We start from the raw sequence: 19,954 nt of genomic DNA, 5'->3' as shown, positions 1-19,954 counted from the left end.
CTTTCATGACAGAACCTGCAACACCTTTCCGGGCCGCCAAGCCCGACCGCTGTATTTCAGCGACCGAGAAACAATAGGCACAGCCCGCAAGGCACACAAGCCGGGCGATTCTGGCGTTGTTGTAGGCAAAGACGCAACCCGCCGTAGCCCAAACATGTAACCAGTGAAATCGGTGTAGGAACCGTCTAACAGTGGCAGATGATTTTTCATCAGGGCACTTTCTGCGCTTTTGCAGTGAAGTGTTCATTGACTGCTCGCGTAGGCGCCTTGACAGTCACCAGACAAATTGCAAGTTCCGCTCTCTGCTAGAATCCGCCCCATTCCCTGCCAGAGACCCTCCTGATGAGTGAGCCGATTCGTCTGACCCAATACAGCCACGGCGCCGGTTGTGGCTGCAAGATTTCTCCGCAGGTGCTGGAAGTGATTCTGGCCGGCAGCGGCGCGCAGAACCTTGATCCGAAGCTGTGGGTCGGCAATGCCTCGCGCGATGACGCGGCGGTGTATGAGATCGATGCCGAGCGCGGCGTTGTGTCGACCACTGATTTTTTCATGCCGATTGTCGATGACCCGTTCGACTTCGGCCGTATCGCCGCGACCAACGCGATCAGCGACATCTACGCCATGGGCGGCGATCCGTTGATGGCGATTGCGATCCTCGGCTGGCCGGTCAATGTGCTGGCCCCGGAAGTGGCGCGGGAAGTGATTCGTGGTGGGCGTGCGGTGTGCGACGCCGCAGGTATTCCGCTGGCCGGCGGGCACTCGATCGATGCACCGGAGCCGATCTTCGGCCTGGCCGTGACCGGTCTCGTCGAAAAACGCCACATGAAGCGTAACGACACCGCCACCGCTGGTTGCTTGCTGTACCTGACCAAACCGCTGGGCATCGGCATCCTCACCACCGCCGAGAAGAAGGGCAAGTTGCGCCACAGCGACGTTGGCGTGGCTCGCGACTGGATGTGCACGTTGAACAAACCCGGCAGCCGCTTCGGCAAACTGGCCGGCGTCACCGCGATGACCGACGTCACCGGTTTCGGACTGCTCGGGCATCTGGTGGAAATGGCCGATGGCAGCCAACTGACCGCGCGCATCCGCTATGACCTCGTGCCGCGTCTGGACAGCGTCGAGTATTACCTCGATCAGGGCTGTGTGCCCGGCGGTACGTTGCGCAATTTCGACAGTTACGCAAGCAAGGTTGGGCGCGTGCAGGAGTTGCACAAACGCGTACTGTGCGACCCGCAAACCAGCGGCGGCCTGCTCATCGCCGTCACGCCTGAAGGCAATGACGAGTTCCTCGCCGTCGCCGCCGAACTGGGCCTGAACCTTGCGCCAATCGGTGAACTGGTTGAGCGACAGACGAACGCAGTCGAGGTGATTTGATGTTCCGCGACTGCACTGATTACCGCGACATCTTCCTCAACGACCGGCCGATGATGGATGCCCGTGCGCCGATTGAATTCGCCCACGGCGCGTTTCCCGGCGTGGTCAACTTGCCGCTGATGAATGACCGTGAGCGCGAACTGGTTGGCACTTGTTACAAGGAACACGGGCAGCAAGCCGCGATTGCCTTAGGTGAGCGGTTGGTGTCCAACGAGGTCAGGGAGCAGCGCATTCAAGGCTGGGTCGAGTTCGCCCGGGCCAATCCCGATGGCTACCTGTACTGCTTCCGCGGCGGCCTGCGTTCGCAGATCGTCCAGCAATGGATCAAGGAAGAGGGCGGTATCGATTACCCGCGTGTCGGTGGCGGTTACAAGGCTATGCGTACTTTTCTGCTGGAGACCGTCGATCAGGCGGTGGCCGAGTGTGAATTGGTACTACTGGGCGGCATGACCGGGACCGGCAAAACCGAAGTGCTGGTGCAGTTGAGCAACAGTCTGGATCTGGAAGGCCATGCCAATCACCGGGGGTCGAGTTTCGGCAAACGGGCCATCGGGCAACCGACCAACATCGATTTCGAAAACCGGTTGGCCGTCGATGTGCTGAAGAAGCGTGCGGGCGGGATCAGTCAATTTGTCCTGGAGGACGAAAGTCGAGTGGTCGGCAGTTGCGCCTTGCCATTGCCGCTGTACAAAGGCATGCAAGCGGCACCGCTGGTCTGGCTGGAAGACAGCATCGAAAACCGCGTCGAGCGCATCCTCCAGGATTATGTGATTGACCTGCACGCCGAGTTCGTCGCGGTGCATGGCGAGCAGGGCTTTGCGCTGTATGCCGAGCGGCTGATTTCCAGTCTGCACAACATTCAGCGACGCCTGGGTGGCGAGCGCCATCAGCGAATGTTTTTGCAGATGGAAGAGGCGCTGTCCGAGCAGGCACGCAGCGGGTCAGTCGAGCTGTTCCGGGACTGGATCGAAGTGTTGCTGCGCGAGTATTACGACCCGATGTATGTGTTTCAGCGGGAGAAGAAGGGCGGGCGCATCGAGTTTGCGGGTGAGCGCGGGGCGGTTATCGAGTATTTGCGCGAGCGGGTCAGTCTGAAAAATTGAGGCTGATTTTACCGGCCCCTTCGCGAGCAGGCTCGCTCCCACATTGGGTTTTCGGTGGACACGAATCAGGTGCCTTCGTCAGCCCCTGTGGGAGCGAGCCTGCTCGCGAAAGGGCAGGCACAGACACCGCACAACTCAGGTCGGGCAGGATTCCTTGCCATTATCCAACCCCTGCTTGTAGCTATGGCTCTGCAGACTGGCCTTGCCGTTGTGCCAGGTCAGGGTCAGCACATACAGCGAGTCAAAGTCGTTGCCCGCCCAGTCATCGGTGATGCTCTGCTTTTCGCCGACCGCGTTGCCTGCCACCTTGTTGATCAGCTCCGGCAGATAGCCGTGTGACCAGGCGGTGTAGATCGTCGAGTTGTGATACTTGTCATCAAGCAGCTCACGCGCCAGATCGCTGGTGTCGTTGGCCGAGAACTCGATGTTTACCGGCAGGCCGAGCTTGATCGCGGCCGGGCTGATGGTCATCAGCGGACGAATGTAGCTGTAGGAATTGTCCAGCTCGCCTTCCTCGACATTGCGCGTCGGATTGGCGGCGAACACGTAGTCAGCCTTGCCGAATTTCTCCGGCAGCAGCGTCGACAGGTCGATGGCACGGTTCAGGCCCTGGCAGTTGAGCTGGCCGAGACCGCCCTCAGGTTTTTCAGCGTGACGCAGAAACACCAGAGTCTGCGTGCCGTCGACCGGCTGCGCACGGCTTTCGCTGGATTCCAGCGACAGAAACAGCGCGCTGACCGCCAACAGGGAGGGCAGGGCCACATAAGCGCGATGTTTGAAGCGTTTGGCGAAACTCATAAGGTTCGTCATGAAATTAAGAATTCTTCAGCGTGTTCGGTTAAGGCTGACAAACCTTTACACCGCGGGCTCCCAGCACCGGGTGTTTTCCATGTCGTTTGCGCTTCCCTTGCGAAAGGCATAACTCAGAGTCCTCTGAGGCCGTTTGGTTCGATCGGCAAAAGTGCGCAGCACTCTATCGGCAACCCTCAATGGCTTGTTCGCAGGTTAGCGACAGGATGTTGCGAAATTAAGTAAGCAGGTGGCCGTCCGGGAAAAGAACCCGAGCTAGAGCGGATGATCCTGGATTATGCTCAGGCCTTTCATTTGTGACTGGATGCTTCCCATGACCGATCTGTCCGCGTTCCCGATCACCCAAAAGTGGCCCGCGCAGTACCCAGACTGGATTCAGCTCTACTCTTTGCCGACCCCCAATGGCGTCAAAGTCTCGATCATGCTCGAAGAGATCGGCCTGCCGTACGAGCCGCACCGCGTCGGTTTCGACACTAATGACCAGTTGTCCCCGGCGTTCCTGTCGCTGAATCCGAACAACAAGATCCCGGCCATCCTCGACCCCCACGGCCCTGAAGACCAACCGTTGCCGCTGTTCGAATCCGGCGCGATCCTGATTTATCTGGCTGACAAGAGCGGCCAATTGCTCGCTCAGGAAGGCGCGCTGCGCTACGAAACCATTCAGTGGCTGATGTTCCAGATGGGTGGTATCGGCCCGATGTTCGGCCAACTCGGTTTCTTCAACAAATTTGCCGGCAAGGACTACGAAGACAAGCGTCCGCGTGATCGCTACGTCGACGAAAGCAAGCGCCTGCTCAAGGTGCTCGACACTCGCCTTGAAGGGCGCGACTGGATCATGGGCGAGCGCTACACCATCGCCGACATCGCCACGTTTCCGTGGGTGCGCAATTTGATTGGCTTCTACGAGGCCGGTGACTTGGTCGGCATCAGCAATTTCCCGAATGTCACCCGCGTGCTGGAACGCTTCCTGGCGCGGCCGGCGGTGGTGCGTGGTTTGACTATTCCTCAATAAAGGCCTGTGTATGCGTTCATTCGATTTCAAGCAAGTCGACGTTTTCAGCCAGATAGCGCTCAAAGGCAATCCGCTGGCGGTGGTATTTGGCGCCGACTCCCTGAGCGATGAACGCATGGCTGCGTTTGCCGCATGGACCAATTTGAGCGAAACCACGTTCATTCTTGAACCGCGGGATCCTCGCGCCGATTATCGGGTGCGGATTTTCACCACGTTGAACGAATTGCCGTTTGCCGGTCATCCAACGCTCGGTAGCTGCCATGCCTGGCTCGAGGCGGGGGGCACGCCAAAAGGCGACGAGATCATTCAGGAGTGCGGCGTCGGGTTGGTGCGGATTCGGCGCGAGGGCAAGGAGCTCGCGTTTCTCGCACCGCCACTTATAAGGACGGGACCGGTTGAGTCCGAGATTATGGCGCGAGTGCAGCGAGGTTTTGGCCTTGCCAGCGACGCCATTGTTCGTGCGCAGTGGGTGGACAACGGCGCGGGATGGCTGGCCGTGATGCTCAGCGATCGGCAGCAGGTGCTGAACCTGCAACCGGATCATGCGCAAATGCTTGGTCTGGCGGTTGGCGTCATCGCTCCGTGGGATCCTGAGCGCGAGGGTGATGAGGCACAGTTTGAGGTGCGCGCGTTTATTTCCGGGGATGGTATGCCCGAGGATCCGGCCACCGGAAGTCTGAATGCCGGGATGGCTCAATGGTTACTCGGCGAAGGGCTGGCACCAGATTCCTACACCGTCAGTCAGGGTTTGAGCATGGGCCGAGCGGGGCGGATTCGGGTTAATCGGCTTGGCGACGAAATCTGGGTTGGCGGTGCTGTGGTGACCTGCATTGACGGACAGTTGACTCTCTGAAGGCAAGACGCGCCAGCGTAACCCCGATGATTATTGCACCCCCGGTAATGCACTCTTGATTGATCCAGGTTTGTACCTCAACCCCCGCAAGGCATAAGCTTCGCCCCCTACGACTTTCGTCTCATCTGCAGGTTTCAGGAAGGCCCCATGTCCAGTCAGTTCCCCGAAGCACGTCCCCGCCGTCTGCGCCGCAATGCGAGCCTGCGCAGTCTGTTCCAGGAAACCGAATTCAGCCTGAACGATCTGGTGCTGCCGATTTTCGTCGAGGAAGAAATCGATGACTTCGTGCCGATCAAGAGCATGCCCGGGGTGATGCGCATTCCCGAGCGCAAACTGGCCAGCGAGATCGAGCGCTACGCCCGTGCCGGCGTCAAATCGGTGATGACCTTCGGCGTGTCCCACCATCTGGACAGCAACGGCAGCGATACCTGGCGCGAAAACGGTCTGGTCTCGCGCATGTCGCGCATCGCCAAGGATGCCGTGCCGGAAATGATCGTGATGTCCGACACCTGCTTCTGCGAATACACCGATCACGGCCACTGCGGCGTGATGCACAACCATGAAGTCGACAACGACCAGACCTTGGTCAACCTTGGCAAACAAGCCGTGGCAGCGGCGCGGGCGGGCGCAGATGTGATTGCACCGTCGGCGGCGATGGACGGTCAGGTGCGTGCGATTCGCCAGGCACTCGATGCCGCCGGTTTCACCCAGATTCCGATCATGGCCTACTCGACCAAATTCGCCTCCGCACTTTACGGCCCGTTCCGCGAGGCCGGTGGCAGCGCGCTCAAGGGCGACCGCAAAAGCTACCAGATGAACCCGATGAACCGCCGCGAAGCCCTGCGCGAATCGCTGCTGGACGAACAGGAAGGCGCCGATGCGCTGATGGTCAAACCGGCCGGCGCGTATCTGGACATCATCCGCGACATCCGCGAAGCCTCGAACCTGCCGCTGGCGGCGTATCAGGTCAGCGGCGAGTACGCGATGATCAAGTTCGGCGCACAAGCCGGGGCGATTGATGAGGATCGTGTGGTGCGTGAGAGCCTAGGCGCAATCAAGCGCGCGGGTGCGGATCTGATCTTCACTTACTTTGCGATGGATCTGGCACTGGCCGGGATCTAAACAGCACTGCACTCCTACAGGGTTTTTTGGTGTGTCAGGGGAGGAATGGCCTGATGCCGTGATCGCGGAAGTAGCGTTCTATGACTTTCGGATCGGCGCTGTTATCGGCAATCGCCACATAGGTATCCGGGCGCAACAGATAAAAGCCGTTGCGCCCCAATCCCGCCGTTTCAAACGCCGGGCGCCAGTCGAACACATGCAGCGGCAAATGATGCTCAACGCACCAGGCGATCATCTCGTCGCTGGTGTCGCCGTACACATGCACCTGCCAGCACGGTTGGCGTAGCGGCTCATAATTATCCCCTTCACCGTCATGCGCCCACGGCAAGCGATCGCCGCCGTGGACGTGGCCGGCCGTGCCTTGGCTGAGCGGCATGCCGCGATAGTTGAGAGTGACCTGCGAGACAGTGCGAAAGAGAAATTCGCGACTGGCCTCGAACGAAGCCATTTTCGGGATCAGAAACGGTGCAAGCCGCATGCGCAGCAGATCGGCCATGCGCCCCTCAGCGGTGACGAAGCTGAAGACTTTGTCGGTGGTCGAGACCAGTCGCCGGGCAAACGCGATGCGCTCGGTTTCGTAAGTGTCGAGCAGTCTGGCCTCGGCAGCGCCGCTGAGCACGGCGGCGAGTTTCCACGCCAGATTGATCGCGTCACCGATACCGGTGTTCATGCCCTGGCCGCCCGCCGGGCTGTGCACGTGCGCCGCGTCGCCGAGCAAAAAAGCGCGGCCACTGCGAAAATGCTCAGCCACGCGGTGATGCACGCGATAGGTCGAGAACCAGTTCACGTCTTCGATATGGACTTTCAGGTGCTCGATGGCGCGGCTGCTGACGTCAGAGAATTCCAGGGTTTCGACGCGATCCGCGCGTTCGTCGCGCACGGTGCCGATCAGTCGTGCACGGCCTTCGCCCGCCAGTGGGAACACCGCGAGAAAGTCCGCTTCGTCCAGATCCAGATGCAACTCGCCATTGAGCGCCGGGCCGCTGGCCTGCACATCTGCCACGTAGAAAATCTGCTGATAGGTCCCGCCGGGGAATTCGGTGTCGAGGTTTTTACGCACCACCGATCGCGCGCCATCGCAACCAGCCAGGTAACAGGCCTGGCAGATTTCCTGCTCGCCATCGGGCAGACGCAAATGCGCGGTGAGGCCGTCACCGGTTTCCGCGAAACTCTCCAGCAACGTATTGCGTTCGACGCGGACGCCATAGTCTTCGAGGCGTTCGATCAATAGCCGTTCATGCTCATCCTGCGGGAAGATTTCGACGAAAGAGTAAGGCGTCAGGCCTTCGCCGATGCGGTTGAGCGGCAATTGCGCGACGGGTTTGCCGTTGACCCAGAAGTTTGCTGCCGCCACGCGATGGCCGTTGCGCACGATGGTCTCGGCCAGATCCAGTTGCCGATACAGCTCCAGGGTTCGCGCCTGCACCGCCAATGCCCGGGAGGTGGTGCCGGGGGCAGAAGTCTTGTCGATGATGCGCACCTGAACGCCCAGTTTGCTCAGCCACAGGGCCAGAACGAGTCCGGTGGGGCCGGCGCCGATGATCAGGACGTCGCTGCGGTTCATGATGGCCACTTTCCGCGCAGGGCAGGGTGCAAAGGATGAGGTTTAAGTGAAGCCCATCGCAGCTGCTGACGCCAGTGCAGTGTTGCTCAGAAATCGACGGTCTTGATGAAATCGATAAAGGCTTTTTGGCGCGAGGTGTACTGGTGCGCATGCGGCCAGAGCGCGTGAATCGGCGTGGCATTGGCCGAGTGCGCCAGCAACATGGGGGTCAGCCGGCCGTCAGCCAGCGGTTTGCGGATCGAGATGTCCGGCAGGCAGGCGATGCCCAGGCCTTTGAGGGCAAAATCGATGCGGGTATTGATGTCGTTGCAGACAATTGAAGTGGGCAAGTACAGCTCGCCGCAATCGTTGAGCGGCCATGGCTCGACCTTGCCGGAGTTGGGCGAGCGATAGTGCAGCAGTTTGTGTTCAGGTAATTGTTCCGGTCGGGTAGGCGTGCCGTGCCGCTCCAGATAAGTCGGGGAGGCGACGATCAAGCGACGAAAGTGGCCCATCGGGTGTGCCCGCAGGTTGTTGTCGGCCACCTCGCCGACGCGGATGGCCGCGTCGAATCCTTCCTGGATGATGTCAACGTTGCGCTCGGCGTAGTCCAGTTCCAGCTCGATCTCGGGGTAGCGCTCGTTGAAATGCGCCAGATGATCGAGAAACACGTCACTGATTGGCGCCAGACTGATCTTCAGACGACCTCGGGGCAGGTCGGCGGCGCTGCTCAGCTCGGTCTGGATTTCCTCGATTTCATCAAGAATCCGCCGGCTGCGCTCCAACAGTTTTTCACCTTCCGGCGTCAGAGCGATGCTCCGGGTACTGCGCTGAAACAGCTGCACACCGAGGCTTTCCTCCAACCGCGAGATGCGTTTGCCGATCGCTGACGCCGAGACACCCAACGCTCTGCCAGCGGCGACAAAGCTGCGTAACTCGGCGACTTGCACAAACACGGAAAACGCGGTAACGGATTCGAGCATGACACTTCCTTGATTGCGGACATCAGTGACCGGACAGACCGGAACGGTAACCTACTTTTTCCGCAATGCCTATGCCATTAACCTTCACAGCGCCTGCAATGTTGATCGGTCTGCGACAGCAAGGCAGCGCATCAGGGACGCGCACCGTTCATGGATGAACATGATTTTTTCTGGTTCAGGACGACAGGAGTCGCCATTTTGAAAGCATTTGTGACGGGCGTTACCGGTTACATCGGTGGGTCGATGGCCATGGCGTTGATCGACCGTGGATATCAAGTGTCTGGCCTGGTGCGTTCGGCACATCAGGCCAAAGAGGTCGGCCGACTGGGGATCATTCCGGTATTGGGGACGCTGTATGACACCGAAATCATCAAGAAGCAGGCACTCGCGGCGGATCTGATCGTCAACGCGGCCAACTCCGACAACGCTTACGTGGTCTCTACGCTGTTGCAGAGTTTGCGCGGCACCAGCAAGACCCTGATTCATTACAGCGGCACCAGCGTCATCGGTGATCGTGCCGAGGGGGCGGGTTCCGACCAACAATGGACAGAGCTATCGCAGCCGCGTCCACGCCTGGAAAAGGTAGGCCGGGTGGCTATTGATAACGCGATCCGCATGGCCGGCCAGCAAGGCCTGCGCACCCTGGTGGTGTGCCCGACGATGGTGTTCGGTGAAGGGCGCGGGCTGCACAAGGATTCGATCCAGATTCCGCTGTTGACGCGTCTGGCGTTCGAACACGGAGTCGGCATCTACGTCGGCACCGGTGAAAACCGCACGGCGTTCGTACACATCGATGATTTGGTGAGCCTGTCGCTGCTGATGCTCGACAAGGCTGAAAGCGGGGCGTACCTGTTCGCTGAAAATGGTGAAGTATCGATGAAGGACCTGGCGCAGGTCATCAGCGAAAAGCTCGGTTTCGGCGGTCGCACGCAATCGGTGTCGATGGAATACATCTTGAGTGAATGCTGCGCTCACGACCCGGAAGAAGCCGAATACGGTCTGGGCTCGAACATTCGGGTCTGCGGCCAGAAAGCCCGGGATTTTGGCTGGGAGCCAAAACACTCCGATGTTCTTTCGTGGATTCGTGACAGTCACAGAGTGGGAGTTGCGCAATGAGCGTCGCCATGAATGCAAACCTGCGCAACAAAGATGAGCGCGTGATGAGTTGGCCGCTGTTCGCTCTGGCCATCGCCGCTTTTGCCATCGGCACCGCCGAATTCATCATCATGGGCCTGCTGCCGCAAGTGTCAGCGGACCTCGGGGTTTCGATTCCCTCGGCCGGTTATCTGGTCTCGGGTTACGCCATGGGCGTGGTGGTCGGTGGCCCGCTGTTGGCGATGCTGGTCGGCAAGATGGAAGAAAAACGCGCGCTGCTGATCCTGATGGCGATCTTCACCATCGGCAACGTCGCCTGCATGATCGCGCCGGACTTCACCTCGTTGATTGTGGCCCGGATATTTACCGCGTTCAGTCACGCATCGTTCATCGGCATGGCTGCGGTGCTTGCGTCGCGTATCGCCCCGCCGGGCAAGGAAGGCCGGGCGATGACGCTGATGTTCACGGGCATGACGCTGGCCAACGTGCTGGGTGTGCCGGTGGGTTCGCTGGTGGGTCAGGTCTACGGCTGGCGTACCACGTTTTTGGGTGTGGTCGCGCTCGGTCTGATTTCGTTGTTTATGGTCTGGTACCTGGTGCCTGCGCGTGCGGGTGCCAACAAGCAACAGACGCGCGCCAATCTGGAAGGGATGAAGCGCCCGATCATCTGGTTGGGCCTGATGACCAGCGTGATGGCTTCGGCCAGCATGTTCGCGTTCTTCACCTACATCGTGCCGATCCTGCAAGACGTCACCCATGTCGAGCCCAAGTTCGCCAATGTCGCGCTGCTGGTCTGCGGTGTCGGCATCACCATCGGCGGGTTGCTTGGTGGTCGCCTGGCGGACTGGAGCCTGACCCGCTCGCTGGTGCTGACCTTGCTGGCATTGATTGCAGCGCTGGTGAGCTTCTTCTGGACCAGCCACTTCGTTTATCCGGCCGTGATCAATATGGCGGTGTGGGGTTGTCTGTCGTTCTCGGTCGGCATGCTCCTGCAAGCGATGATCATCCGCGTGGCGGGGGAGTCGGCCAACTACGCGTCGACCTTGAACGTCGGCGCGTTCAACCTGGGTAACGCGATGGGTGCCTGGATCGGTGGCCGAGTGATTGATGCGGGCATGCCGCTGAATTCGATCACCCTGGTGGCGGCGGGCATTTCCGTGATCACGCTGGTGATGGTGCTGGGTATGTTCCTGAGTCGCGACCGGCGCTTGTTGAGTTATTCGCCAGCCACTGTTTGAGCCTCGAATCACCAGGAATCGCTTGCGATTCCTGGTCCGGGTAAAAGGCTCAAGGACGGTCATTGCCGGCATATTGCTAGTGTCCTCGCATGGCATTAATGTAGCGCCGCTGCGCAGTGCCCGGTGGCACGCTTTCGCATGCAAAACCCAGGGAAACTCATCAATGGACGATGAATCGAAACACAACCCGTCGGCACAGTGGCGGGTAACGGGACAGGCTGTAGAGCATGAGAACCCCTGGTTTTCCGTGATCAGGCACGCCGTCCAGTTACATGATGGCCAGGCCATTGACTACTTTGGCGTTCATCATGAACGTCCGGCCGTGGGCATTCTGGCCCGGCACGAGGGGCGGATCCTGCTGATCCGGCAGTACCGAATGCTCACCGGTCAGTGCGTCTGGGGCTTGCCTTCAGGTGGTGTCGACGCCGGTGAAACCGTACTTCAGGCCGCCCAGCGCGAGTTGCTTGAAGAAACCGGATACGTCGCCCGCAATTGGCAGCCGCTGATTGCCTTTCACCCCACCTATGGTTGCAGCGACCAACGCTTTGAGATCTTCGAGGCGCAGGACGTGCAGCGCGTTAGCGAGCACTTCGACACAAACGAGGTGCTGCAGGTGCATTGGTTTTCGATCGAAGAGATTTTTCAGATGATCGCCGAGGGCAGCATGACGGACGGCTTGTCGCTCGTCCCGATTCTGCTCAGTGTCTGTCAGTCGGCGGCGATCAACGGGCCCGCCACGGCAATCCCGTCGGCTCTCAGTCAAAAGCAAGCAAGGATGCCGCAATGAAGATCAACGAGCTGTCGAAAAAATCAGGTGTCAGCCCACGCATGCTGCGTTACATGATTTCCTTGATCCGTGGGTCATTTGAGGCGAAGGCTTTTGGCGTCAGATTCGACGACATCTCTTCCAGCAGTTCAAACAGATCACGGTCCTTGATCAGCGCCATTTTGATGATTTCTGCTACGCCGTTGGAGATGTGGCGCTGATCCATGGTTTGCAGGAAGTACGGATCGATGAACGCCGAAGACGGAGCGTAGTAAGTACCGAGACGGTTTTTGTAATCGTCGTGATTGACCCCGGTCTTGATACCGATCCCCGCGTCTATCTGGCCCATCAGCGTGGTCGGAATGCGGATGTAAGGAATGCCCCGTCGATACAGGCTTGAAGCGAACCCCACGACGTCCAGCAGCACTCCACCGCCGATGCCGATCACCACTTCATTGCGCCGTAACAGATTGGCCGCGGCCATGGCCTGCGCGACCTCGATAGCGTGATCCATGGTCTTGAAGGCTTCATCGCCGGACATGACCTTCCACACGACCTGAATCTTCCATGCCTCGAAGTAGGCGCGAAATTCCTCGCCATACAACTCGTTGACCCGCACGTCGATGACCACCAGCCGGCGTACGGGTTGCACGCCGTTGGCCCCGCAACCATAAGCGAGGGTTGCGTTGGTGTGCTTGAGCAGGCCGGTGTTCAACGACACGCTGTAGTTGACCTCTTGCCGGGCGTGCATGCGCCAGGTCAGGTCAGAGCATTTGGGCAGCGGACTGGCTATGTGCAGACGACGCTGTGGCGTGGCTTGGTTGTTCAAGTTATCCATAACTTTTTACTCGAATAGGGTCGAAATGAGGGCAGGGTGTGATCAGTCGATAATCGTGCGGTGAACCTTTACCCAGCGTTCTTCTTCGGCCGAAGCCAGAATCGCATCGATGATTTCGCAGCAGCGCAGGCCGTCGACGAAATTCGGTGCCGGCGACTCGCCGGTCTTAAGCGCGTTGATGAAGTGGCGGAAACTGAGAGTGAATGCATCGCCGTAGCCCATGCCCTGCGCCGTGACCCCGACACCCAGATCGCCGCCCAGCGCCGGGAACCAGAACAGCTCGGCACCGGGATGAGCGCGGCCCAGCGGGATCGTCCGATAACCGGAAATGGCCTGGGCATCGGCGCCGTCGAAAAATTGCAGTTCGTTGCTGCGCTCCCAACTGAACCGCACGGCGCCCTTGTCGCCGACCACGACAAAGAACACGTCATTCTTGAAGCCGGGCAGGGCCCAACTGGCCTTGATAGTGCCGGTGGCGCCGTTGTCGAACCGCACCATTGCCGCCGCCAGGTCATCTACTTCAACCTGACCCTGTTGACTGCGGTAGTTGGGCAGTGGGCGTTTTTCGATGAAGCGCTGAGTGGTGGCAACCACGCTGTCCACTTCGCCAACCAGAAACCGCGCGAGGTCGATGATGTGCGCGCCGACATCACCCAGTGCTCCGGCACCGGCCGGGCCCTTTTTGAAGCGCCAGTGCAGGGGAATGGTCGGATCGTTATTGTGATCCTGGAAAAAGTGCCCTTCGAAATGACGAATCTGGCCCAGTGCGCCGCTTTTGATCAGGGCGCGTGCCTGCGCAATCGCTGGCCAGGCGCGGTAGGTGAAGTTGACCATGTGCACCCGACCGGAGGCGTGTGCTGCCCGTGCCATTTCAGCGGCAAAGTGGCTGTTGACCGACAGCGGTTTTTCGCAAATCACGTGTTTGCCGTGAGCGAACGCGTCGAGACAAATTTCATGATGAGAATCGTTGGGAGTGGCCACATCCACCACATCGATCGAAGGATCGCGGGTCACGCTCTTCCAGTCGGTGCCGTGTTCCTGCCATCCCCAGCGCGAGGCTTCGCGTTCTGCGGCGCCGGCATCGGTGTCGACGATCCGTGCCAGATCGAAACGATCGGCGAGGTCTTCGGTGTAACCAGCCAGATTGTTCATCGACAGGCTGTGCAGCTTCGCCATGTAACCGGCGCCAATCATCCCCACACGAAAAGGCTTTGCTGCTTGCATTGTTTCTGGCTCCCATTGGACTTCTTGTCTGGATGCCTGAAAAAAGGACGGACGCTCCTGCGCTGACCCCATTCCTTTGTTCTCAGGCGGGGCCATACCACCCTTGACAGCGGTGTGAAGGTCAAGAGTTTTTTAGGGCTTTAGCAAAAAAAACCATTGATCATGCGATGCGAGCAACTGGCAACGTTACCCATCGGCTGAGGACGCTTGGGCGGGGGGGCGGGTTTCACACGGCTGGAATGTTGCGCACACGAAAAAAAGGCCCCGCAGTCGTTAAACGGCGGGACCTTTTCATGTTGCAGGGCAGCTTTAGAAGTCGATGGTGCCCGACAACTTCGCCACTCGCGGTTCACCCTGAGTCAGATAACCGCCCTGAGCCGATTCCCAGTACTTCTTGTTCGCCAGGTTCTCCACGCCCAGACGCAGGGTCACGTCTTTTTCCGAGACCTTGAAGGCATAACGTGCGCCCGCGTCGAAGCGGTTCCAGGTTGGCAGGCTGAGGTTGTTTGCCGCGTCGGCGTATTGACCGCCGGTGCGCAGCATCCGCGCATTCAGCGCGACGCCTTGCAGGCCGGGTACATCCCAATCCACGCCGGCGTTGAACTGGAAGGTCGGCACGCCGATGGCACGGTTGCCGTCGTTGGCACCGTTCAGGGTGTTCTTCAGTTCGGTGTCCATGAGGGTCAGGCCGCTGATCAGGCGCAGCCCGTTGATCGGCTCGCCGAACACGTTCATTTCCACGCCTTTGTTGATCTGCTCGCCTTCACGAACGTAGGTGCACGTGGTGGTGCTGTCGATTTCACAGTAGCCGTCGCTCGGCTGCTCGATGCGGTACACACCCAGGCTCGCGCCGTAAGTGCCCATGTCGACTTTCACCCCGGCCTCGGTCTGCTTGGAGCGGGCGGGTGCATAGACTTCGTTGCCGTTGGTCACGCGAAAGCCACCGGAGCTGGTCGGCGAAGTCGGGCCCTGGGCCAGGCCTTCGATGTGGTTGGCGTAGAACGAAACGTGCTCCCACGGCTTGAATACGATGCCGTACACCGGCGTGGTGATCGACTCGTCGTAGCTCGAAGAGCGCGGGCCGCTGCCATAGCTGGCGTAACCGTAACCTTGCACGACCAATTGCTGACGACGCAGGCCGGCGGTGATCAGCAGGCGATCATCGAAGAAACCGAGAGTGTCGGAGATCGCGAGGCTGCGATTGAAAGTCTTGCCGACGATGCCCGGGTCATTCAGGTCGCCACCGGAAAAGTTGCCGACCGGCGACGGGGTTTGCACCGGGTGGTAGATGTTGTTGGCGTACTTGGTCAAGTCAAAATCATAGGCGCTGCGCTGTTCGGCCCAGATGCCGGTCAGGCCGAAATTGAGCTTGTGGCTGACCGGGCCGGTGTTGAATTTACCGTTAAGGCCGGCCATCACACTGGTGTTGTCTTCATCGTGGGGAATGAACGAGCCGGTGGTGAACGATGCACCGTTATTGCCGACCAGCGTGGTCGAGTTATAGCGCCCGACTTCACGAGTGTGCTTGGCGCCGCCAGCGGCGTAGGCGGTCCAGTTGTCGTTCAGGTCGTACTCGGCGCGGAGCATGCCGAAGGTGTCTTCGATGTCGGTGTAGCCCCATTTCGGCGCGTAGTTGGTGTCGGCTGATGGCGCATCCGGAATGTGCGTGGCGGTGCCGAGGTTGACCGAGTTGCGGCCACCGTTGACGCGCTCTTTCTGATAGGCGAAGTCGCCGGAAATTCGTAGCGCATCGCCGCGATAGTCGAGGCCGATGGCAAACAGTTTCGAACGCTGGTTCTCATGATCAATGCCGGTATCGCCTTCGCGCTGTGACAGGTTGATCCGTGCGCCGAAGCGGTTGTCTTCACCGAAACGCTGGCCGATGTCGAAGTGATGACCGATGCGGCCTTCGCTGTTGATGTCGGTGGTGTAGCGGCGCAGCGGCACGTCGCCGGCGCGCTTTGGCTGCAGGTTGACGCCGCCACCGATGCCGGAGCCGGTCGGGGTCACGCCGTTGATGAAGGCGTTGGGGCCTTTGAACACTTCCACGCGCTCAAGGGCGTCGGTGGAAATGATCTGCCGTGGCAGTACGCCGTACAGGCCGTTATAGGAAATGTCGTCGCCGTTCAGCGGCAGGCCACGGATCATGAAGACTTGCGACTGGTTGGAAAAGCCGGACGCCTGGCGCACCGACGAATCATTGAGCAGCACGTCAGCGACGTTTTCGGCTTGCTGGTCCTGAATCAGTTGCTCGGTGTAGGACGCGGCACTGAAGGGTACGTCCATCATGTCCTGATTACCCAGCACGCCCAACTGGCCGCCACGAGCGACCTGACCACCGGAATAAACCGGTGGCAAGGCGTTTGGCGCTGGGGCCTGGGCGTTGATGTTGACGTTGTCCAGCAGCAGTTCTTTGCCGTCTTCTTCAGCGGCATGGGCAGTGACAGTCAGGGAGCACAGCAGGGCGAGAAGCGTCGGGCGGAACGGGACGGCAAGTCGGGCTGAAGCGGGCATGTTTCGTACCTGGAGGCGCACGGCCGGTGAGAAAAGGTTAAGACGGCGCGGAACTCCTTGCGCAAATGCGACTCCAGGTGCAAATGATAGGTTTTCTCAGTAACGTTTTGCAATCAGTTTGTCATCACCTCTTGAAGGCGCTAGGCCGATGGGCATTTTACCCCCCGTGGTGAGGGGATTTATCCCCGATGGGCTGCGCAGCAGTCCCCTTTTCAGTAAAAAAGCAGGGCCGCTTCGCGCCCCATCGGGGATAAATCCCCTCGCCACAGGGTCAGTGTGGGTCTGGCTTGTGGAATACCATTGATCGTATGGTGAACCCGGCTCAACGGACTGGATGGAGCAACATGCACACCCCTCGATTACTGATCACCCTCGCCGCAATGCTCGTACTGGCCGGTTGCGCCAGCCAGCGCGGCGGCGAACCCGCCCCGCGCCCACCGGCTGAAGTGAAGGCCGAGATCGTGCGCCTGATGCCCGCCAAAACTGCCGATCGCCAAGGCTGGGCCACCGATATCTACGCCGCGTTCGTTGCACAAGGCATCAGCCCGACCACACAGAATCTGTGTTCGGTGCTGGCCGTGGCCGAACAGGAATCCACCTTTCAGGCCGACCCCACCGTGCCCGGTCTGGGCAAAATCGCTCGCGATGAAATCGACCGCCGCGCCGCCAAAGTCCATATCCCCAGCCTGTTGGTCAGCGGCGCCCTGCAAGTGCGTTCGACCAACGGCAAGAGCTACAGCGAACGCCTGAGCAGCGCGCGCAGCGAAAAGGAGTTGAGTGCGATTTTTGATGACTTCATCGGCAGGGTGCCGATGGGGCGCACACTGTTCGGCGGCTTCAATCCTGTGCATACCGGCGGACCGATGCAGGTCAGCATCGAGTTTGCCGAACAGCACGCCAAGGATTATCCGTACCCGGTCGACGGCACCATCCGCCGCGAGGTGTTCAGCCGTCGTGGTGGGATGTATTTCGGCATCGCGCATCTGCTCGGTTACCCGGTGAGTTACCGCGAGCCGCTCTATCGTTTCGCCGACTTCAACGCCGGTTGGTACGCCAGCCGCAACGCGGCGTTCCAGAACGCGGTCAGTCGCGCGTCGGGTATCCCGCTGGCGCTGGACGGCGACTTGATTCGCTACGATTCGATCATGCCCGGCGGCACGGAACTGGCGGTACGCACCCTCGGCAAGTCGTTGGGCATGCGCAATCCGACCATTCGCGATCAACTGGAGAAGGGCAAAACCCTGGAATTCGAAGAGACCAAACTCTATCAACGGGTATTCGAGTTGGCGGAGAAGGCCGAAGGCAAGTCATTGCCGCGTGCGGTGCTGCCGGGGATCGTGCTGCAGAGTCCGAAAATCACCCGAAAACTGACCACCGCGTGGTTCGCCAAACGCGTGGATGAACGCTACAAACGCTGCATGGCCAAGGGTGGCTGATTGTTGCAGGCATAAAAAACCCGGCTGAGGGGAGCCGGGTTTTTCTGGGTTGTTGCGATGACGCCATTCATTCAAGCGTTGCGCAGTTCGTTCAGGCGATCGGCACCACCTTCAGCGACGGTGTTGCCTTGCAGACGATCCGAGCCATCGGCAGCGACGGTGTTGCCTTGCAGACGATCCGAGCCATCGGCAGCGACGGTGTTGCCTTGCAGACGATCCGAGCCATCGGCAGCGACGGTGTTGCCTTGAAGGCGATCCGAGCCATCGGCAGCGACGGTGTTGCCTTGCAGACGATCCGAGCCATCGGCAGCGACGGTGTTGCCTTGCAGGCGATCCGAGCCATCGGCAGCGACGGTGTTGCCTTGCAGACGATCCGAACCATCAGCCGCGACGGTGTTGCCTTGCAGACGATCCGAGCCATCGGCAGCGACGGTGTTGCCTTGCAGGCGATCCGAACCGTCAGCAGCAACGGCGTTCTGGTACAGACGGTCCGAGCCATCGGCGGCGATCATCGTGTGTGCTGGAGTAGCGGCAAAAGCGTTAACTGCGAAAACCGAGAAAGCGATGCTGAGAAGAGTTTGGCGTTTCATGATGGTGTGCTCCGGGGTGTTATTGGTTGGTATGGAGCAGATGTTACGCCGGAGATTTTTTATGAGAACTTCATTGCTGTGATTGTGAACATCGACGCCGCTGATGATTGCCAGAGCCCGCAGCTTAGAGCCTCACAGCACCTTCACAGCGCGCCCGATGGCCTGAATCGGCCCGGTCGGTTTGCCGATCGGCGAGCCATTGGCGCCTTCCAGCGTCAGCTCGAACAACTGATTGGGTTGCAGTGGCGGCAACTTATCCAATTCAACCTTCAGCGCTTGCCCGGGCTTGACCAGCCCCAGCGACACAGGCCCTTGCCAGCCATCGGCCTTGGTCCAGAATTCCAGCGCCTTGTCTGCCGGCACCTCGACCACGCCTAGCGGTATCAATTGAATCTCATGTGAGTTGCTGGCCTGAATTACCCAGCCCGGGGCCTTGTCCTGCGGCGCGACCAGCACCACCAGATAACTCGGCTTCGGTGTGGTCTGGGTCAGCAGGATTGAACCCAATATCAACGTTGCGGCTAACCCGGCAGCACTCAAACCGCGCCACAGCGGCAGCAGATTCCACCAGGAGGTTTGCGCCGGGCTGGATACTTTTTGCGTAAGTCGTTCGACACTGCGCTCAATTCGCGGCCACAACAGGGGGGATGGCTGTTGCGGCTCGGCGAGGTCGGTGAGGTCCAGCAGGCGTCGTTCCCAGACATCCACCGCAGCACGCAGCTCAGGATCAGTCGGCAGGCGCCGTTGAACGTCGGCGCGATCTTCAGCCGAGAGCGTGCCGAGCACATATTCGCTGGCCAGCTCATCGCGTTCCGATTCAGTGGTCATCCCATGCACTCCCGCAAGGCGTTGAGGCTGCGTTTGATCCACGCTTTGACGGTGCCCAGCGGCGTGTCGAGGCGCGCGGAAATCTGCGCATGGCTGTAGCCGTCGACATACGCATGAATGATGCAGCTCCGGCGTTGAGGATCGAGTTGTTCCAGGCAGCGGTGAATGCGCGCCGAATGCGCCTGGGAATCGAAGCCGTCATCGTCGTGCGTGGGCATTTCATGATCTTCGCTGAACGGTGTTTCCCGAGCCTGATTACGCAGCAGGTTCAACGCCAGGTGCCGGGTCACGGTGAACATCCAGCCACGCGCCGAACCTCGCGCCGGATCAAACCCTGCCGCGCCGTTCCAGATCTTGATGAAGGCCTCATGGACAATGTCCTCCGCCAGTGCCGTGTCGCGCACCAGCCGTTTGGCCACGCCGAGCAGGCGCGGGCCTTCCTGCACATACAAATCGCGCAGGGCCGACCGCTCGCCGCGGGCACAGGCAGCGAGACGGGCTTCGTAATCGAATTCAGTTTCGGGTAAGGACATGCAGTGCAATCTAGCTCACATTCCCCAAACATCCAGGCCACACGATTCCCTTGTAGGAGTGAGCCTGCTCGCGATGGCGGTGTGTCAAT

Annotated in this window: 18 protein-coding genes; 9 read left to right on the top strand and 9 right to left on the bottom strand. The window is 59.9% G+C overall.

Annotation, left to right across the window (positions count from 1 at the left end):
• Positions 1-342: 342 nt before the first annotated feature.
• Together selD and mnmH are read left to right on the top strand one after the other, a co-directional pair.
• Positions 343-1,377, top strand: a complete 1,035-nt coding sequence (gene selD, locus ACA074_RS17950) for a selenide, water dikinase SelD (protein WP_497614832.1) — start codon at positions 343-345, stop codon at positions 1,375-1,377.
• Entirely contained in the window at positions 1,377-2,480 is a 1,104-nt protein-coding gene (mnmH, locus tag ACA074_RS17945; protein ID WP_497677513.1) for a tRNA 2-selenouridine(34) synthase MnmH, read from the top strand. The genes selD and mnmH overlap by 1 nt, the downstream gene beginning before the upstream one ends.
• Positions 2,481-2,615: 135 nt before the next feature.
• Here mnmH and ACA074_RS17940 read toward each other — a convergent pair whose 3' ends face one another.
• Positions 2,616-3,290, bottom strand: coding sequence for a histidine phosphatase family protein (locus tag ACA074_RS17940; RefSeq protein WP_187677614.1), 675 nt, complete (start codon positions 3,288-3,290; stop codon positions 2,616-2,618).
• 313 nt (positions 3,291-3,603) lie between these two features.
• Between ACA074_RS17940 and ACA074_RS17935 the strand changes: the two genes are divergently transcribed.
• From ACA074_RS17935 to hemB, 3 genes are all read left to right on the top strand, one after another.
• A complete protein-coding gene (locus ACA074_RS17935; protein ID WP_187677615.1) occupies positions 3,604-4,302 on the top strand; it encodes a glutathione binding-like protein in 699 nt (232 codons plus the stop codon).
• Positions 4,303-4,312: 10 nt separating this feature from the next.
• Positions 4,313-5,155 (top strand): PhzF family phenazine biosynthesis protein, encoded by an 843-nt coding sequence (locus ACA074_RS17930; RefSeq protein WP_497677512.1) that lies wholly within the window; start codon positions 4,313-4,315, stop codon positions 5,153-5,155.
• A gap of 147 nt (positions 5,156-5,302) precedes the next feature.
• The gene (gene hemB, locus ACA074_RS17925) at positions 5,303-6,277 is read left to right on the top strand and encodes a porphobilinogen synthase (RefSeq protein WP_187677617.1); all 975 of its coding nucleotides are present in this window, start codon (positions 5,303-5,305) and stop codon (positions 6,275-6,277) included.
• 34 nt (positions 6,278-6,311) lie between these two features.
• Here hemB and ACA074_RS17920 read toward each other — a convergent pair whose 3' ends face one another.
• The gene (locus ACA074_RS17920) at positions 6,312-7,841 is read right to left on the bottom strand and encodes an FAD-dependent oxidoreductase (RefSeq protein WP_497677511.1); all 1,530 of its coding nucleotides are present in this window, start codon (positions 7,839-7,841) and stop codon (positions 6,312-6,314) included.
• Between the two features lie 86 nt (positions 7,842-7,927).
• Positions 7,928-8,803 carry a LysR family transcriptional regulator gene (locus ACA074_RS17915; protein WP_497614823.1) on the bottom strand — a complete coding sequence of 292 codons (876 nt, stop codon included), beginning with the start codon at positions 8,801-8,803 and terminating at the stop codon, positions 7,928-7,930.
• Positions 8,804-9,001: 198 nt separating this feature from the next.
• Between ACA074_RS17915 and ACA074_RS17910 the strand changes: the two genes are divergently transcribed.
• From ACA074_RS17910 to ACA074_RS17900, 3 genes are all read left to right on the top strand, one after another.
• Positions 9,002-9,919: an NAD-dependent epimerase/dehydratase family protein gene (locus ACA074_RS17910; protein ID WP_497614821.1), complete on the top strand. Its 918-nt coding sequence runs from the start codon at positions 9,002-9,004 to the stop codon at positions 9,917-9,919.
• An 8-nt stretch (positions 9,920-9,927) separates the two neighbouring features.
• Positions 9,928-11,136 carry an MFS transporter gene (locus tag ACA074_RS17905; protein WP_497677510.1) on the top strand — a complete coding sequence of 403 codons (1,209 nt, stop codon included), beginning with the start codon at positions 9,928-9,930 and terminating at the stop codon, positions 11,134-11,136.
• 163 nt (positions 11,137-11,299) lie between these two features.
• Positions 11,300-11,923, top strand: coding sequence for an NUDIX hydrolase (locus ACA074_RS17900; protein ID WP_497614817.1), 624 nt, complete (start codon positions 11,300-11,302; stop codon positions 11,921-11,923).
• 49 nt (positions 11,924-11,972) lie between these two features.
• Here the strand turns inward: ACA074_RS17900 and ACA074_RS17895 are convergent, their stop codons facing one another.
• The 3 genes from ACA074_RS17895 to ACA074_RS17885 form a co-directional block, all read right to left on the bottom strand.
• On the bottom strand, positions 11,973-12,740 hold the full coding sequence (locus ACA074_RS17895) for an iron-containing alcohol dehydrogenase (RefSeq protein WP_497614815.1): 768 nt from the start codon (positions 12,738-12,740) through the stop codon (positions 11,973-11,975).
• Between the two features lie 42 nt (positions 12,741-12,782).
• Positions 12,783-13,964 carry a Gfo/Idh/MocA family protein gene (locus ACA074_RS17890; RefSeq protein ID WP_497677509.1) on the bottom strand — a complete coding sequence of 394 codons (1,182 nt, stop codon included), beginning with the start codon at positions 13,962-13,964 and terminating at the stop codon, positions 12,783-12,785.
• Positions 13,965-14,273: 309 nt separating this feature from the next.
• Entirely contained in the window at positions 14,274-16,478 is a 2,205-nt protein-coding gene (locus ACA074_RS17885) for a TonB-dependent receptor (RefSeq protein ID WP_497677508.1), read from the bottom strand.
• 344 nt (positions 16,479-16,822) lie between these two features.
• On the opposite strand from ACA074_RS17885, the gene ACA074_RS17880 reads away from it, so the two are divergent.
• The gene (locus ACA074_RS17880; protein WP_497677507.1) at positions 16,823-17,914 is read left to right on the top strand and encodes a DUF1615 domain-containing protein; all 1,092 of its coding nucleotides are present in this window, start codon (positions 16,823-16,825) and stop codon (positions 17,912-17,914) included.
• Between the two features lie 71 nt (positions 17,915-17,985).
• On the opposite strand, the gene ACA074_RS17875 is transcribed toward ACA074_RS17880, so the two are convergent.
• From ACA074_RS17875 to ACA074_RS17865, 3 genes are all read right to left on the bottom strand, one after another.
• The gene (locus ACA074_RS17875) at positions 17,986-18,504 is read right to left on the bottom strand and encodes a hypothetical protein (protein ID WP_150694894.1); all 519 of its coding nucleotides are present in this window, start codon (positions 18,502-18,504) and stop codon (positions 17,986-17,988) included.
• Positions 18,505-18,636: 132 nt separating this feature from the next.
• A complete protein-coding gene (locus ACA074_RS17870) occupies positions 18,637-19,332 on the bottom strand; it encodes an anti-sigma factor (protein WP_187677622.1) in 696 nt (231 codons plus the stop codon).
• A complete protein-coding gene (locus ACA074_RS17865; RefSeq protein ID WP_489880336.1) occupies positions 19,329-19,865 on the bottom strand; it encodes a sigma-70 family RNA polymerase sigma factor in 537 nt (178 codons plus the stop codon). Before ACA074_RS17865 ends, ACA074_RS17870 begins: the two co-directional genes overlap by 4 nt.
• Between the last annotated feature and the right edge of the window lie 89 nt (positions 19,866-19,954).

It is taken from the genome of Pseudomonas sp. LBUM1655, from assembly GCF_059716085.1.
Note: the sequence above shows the minus strand (reverse complement) of the source record. Positions and strands in the feature narration are given on the sequence as shown.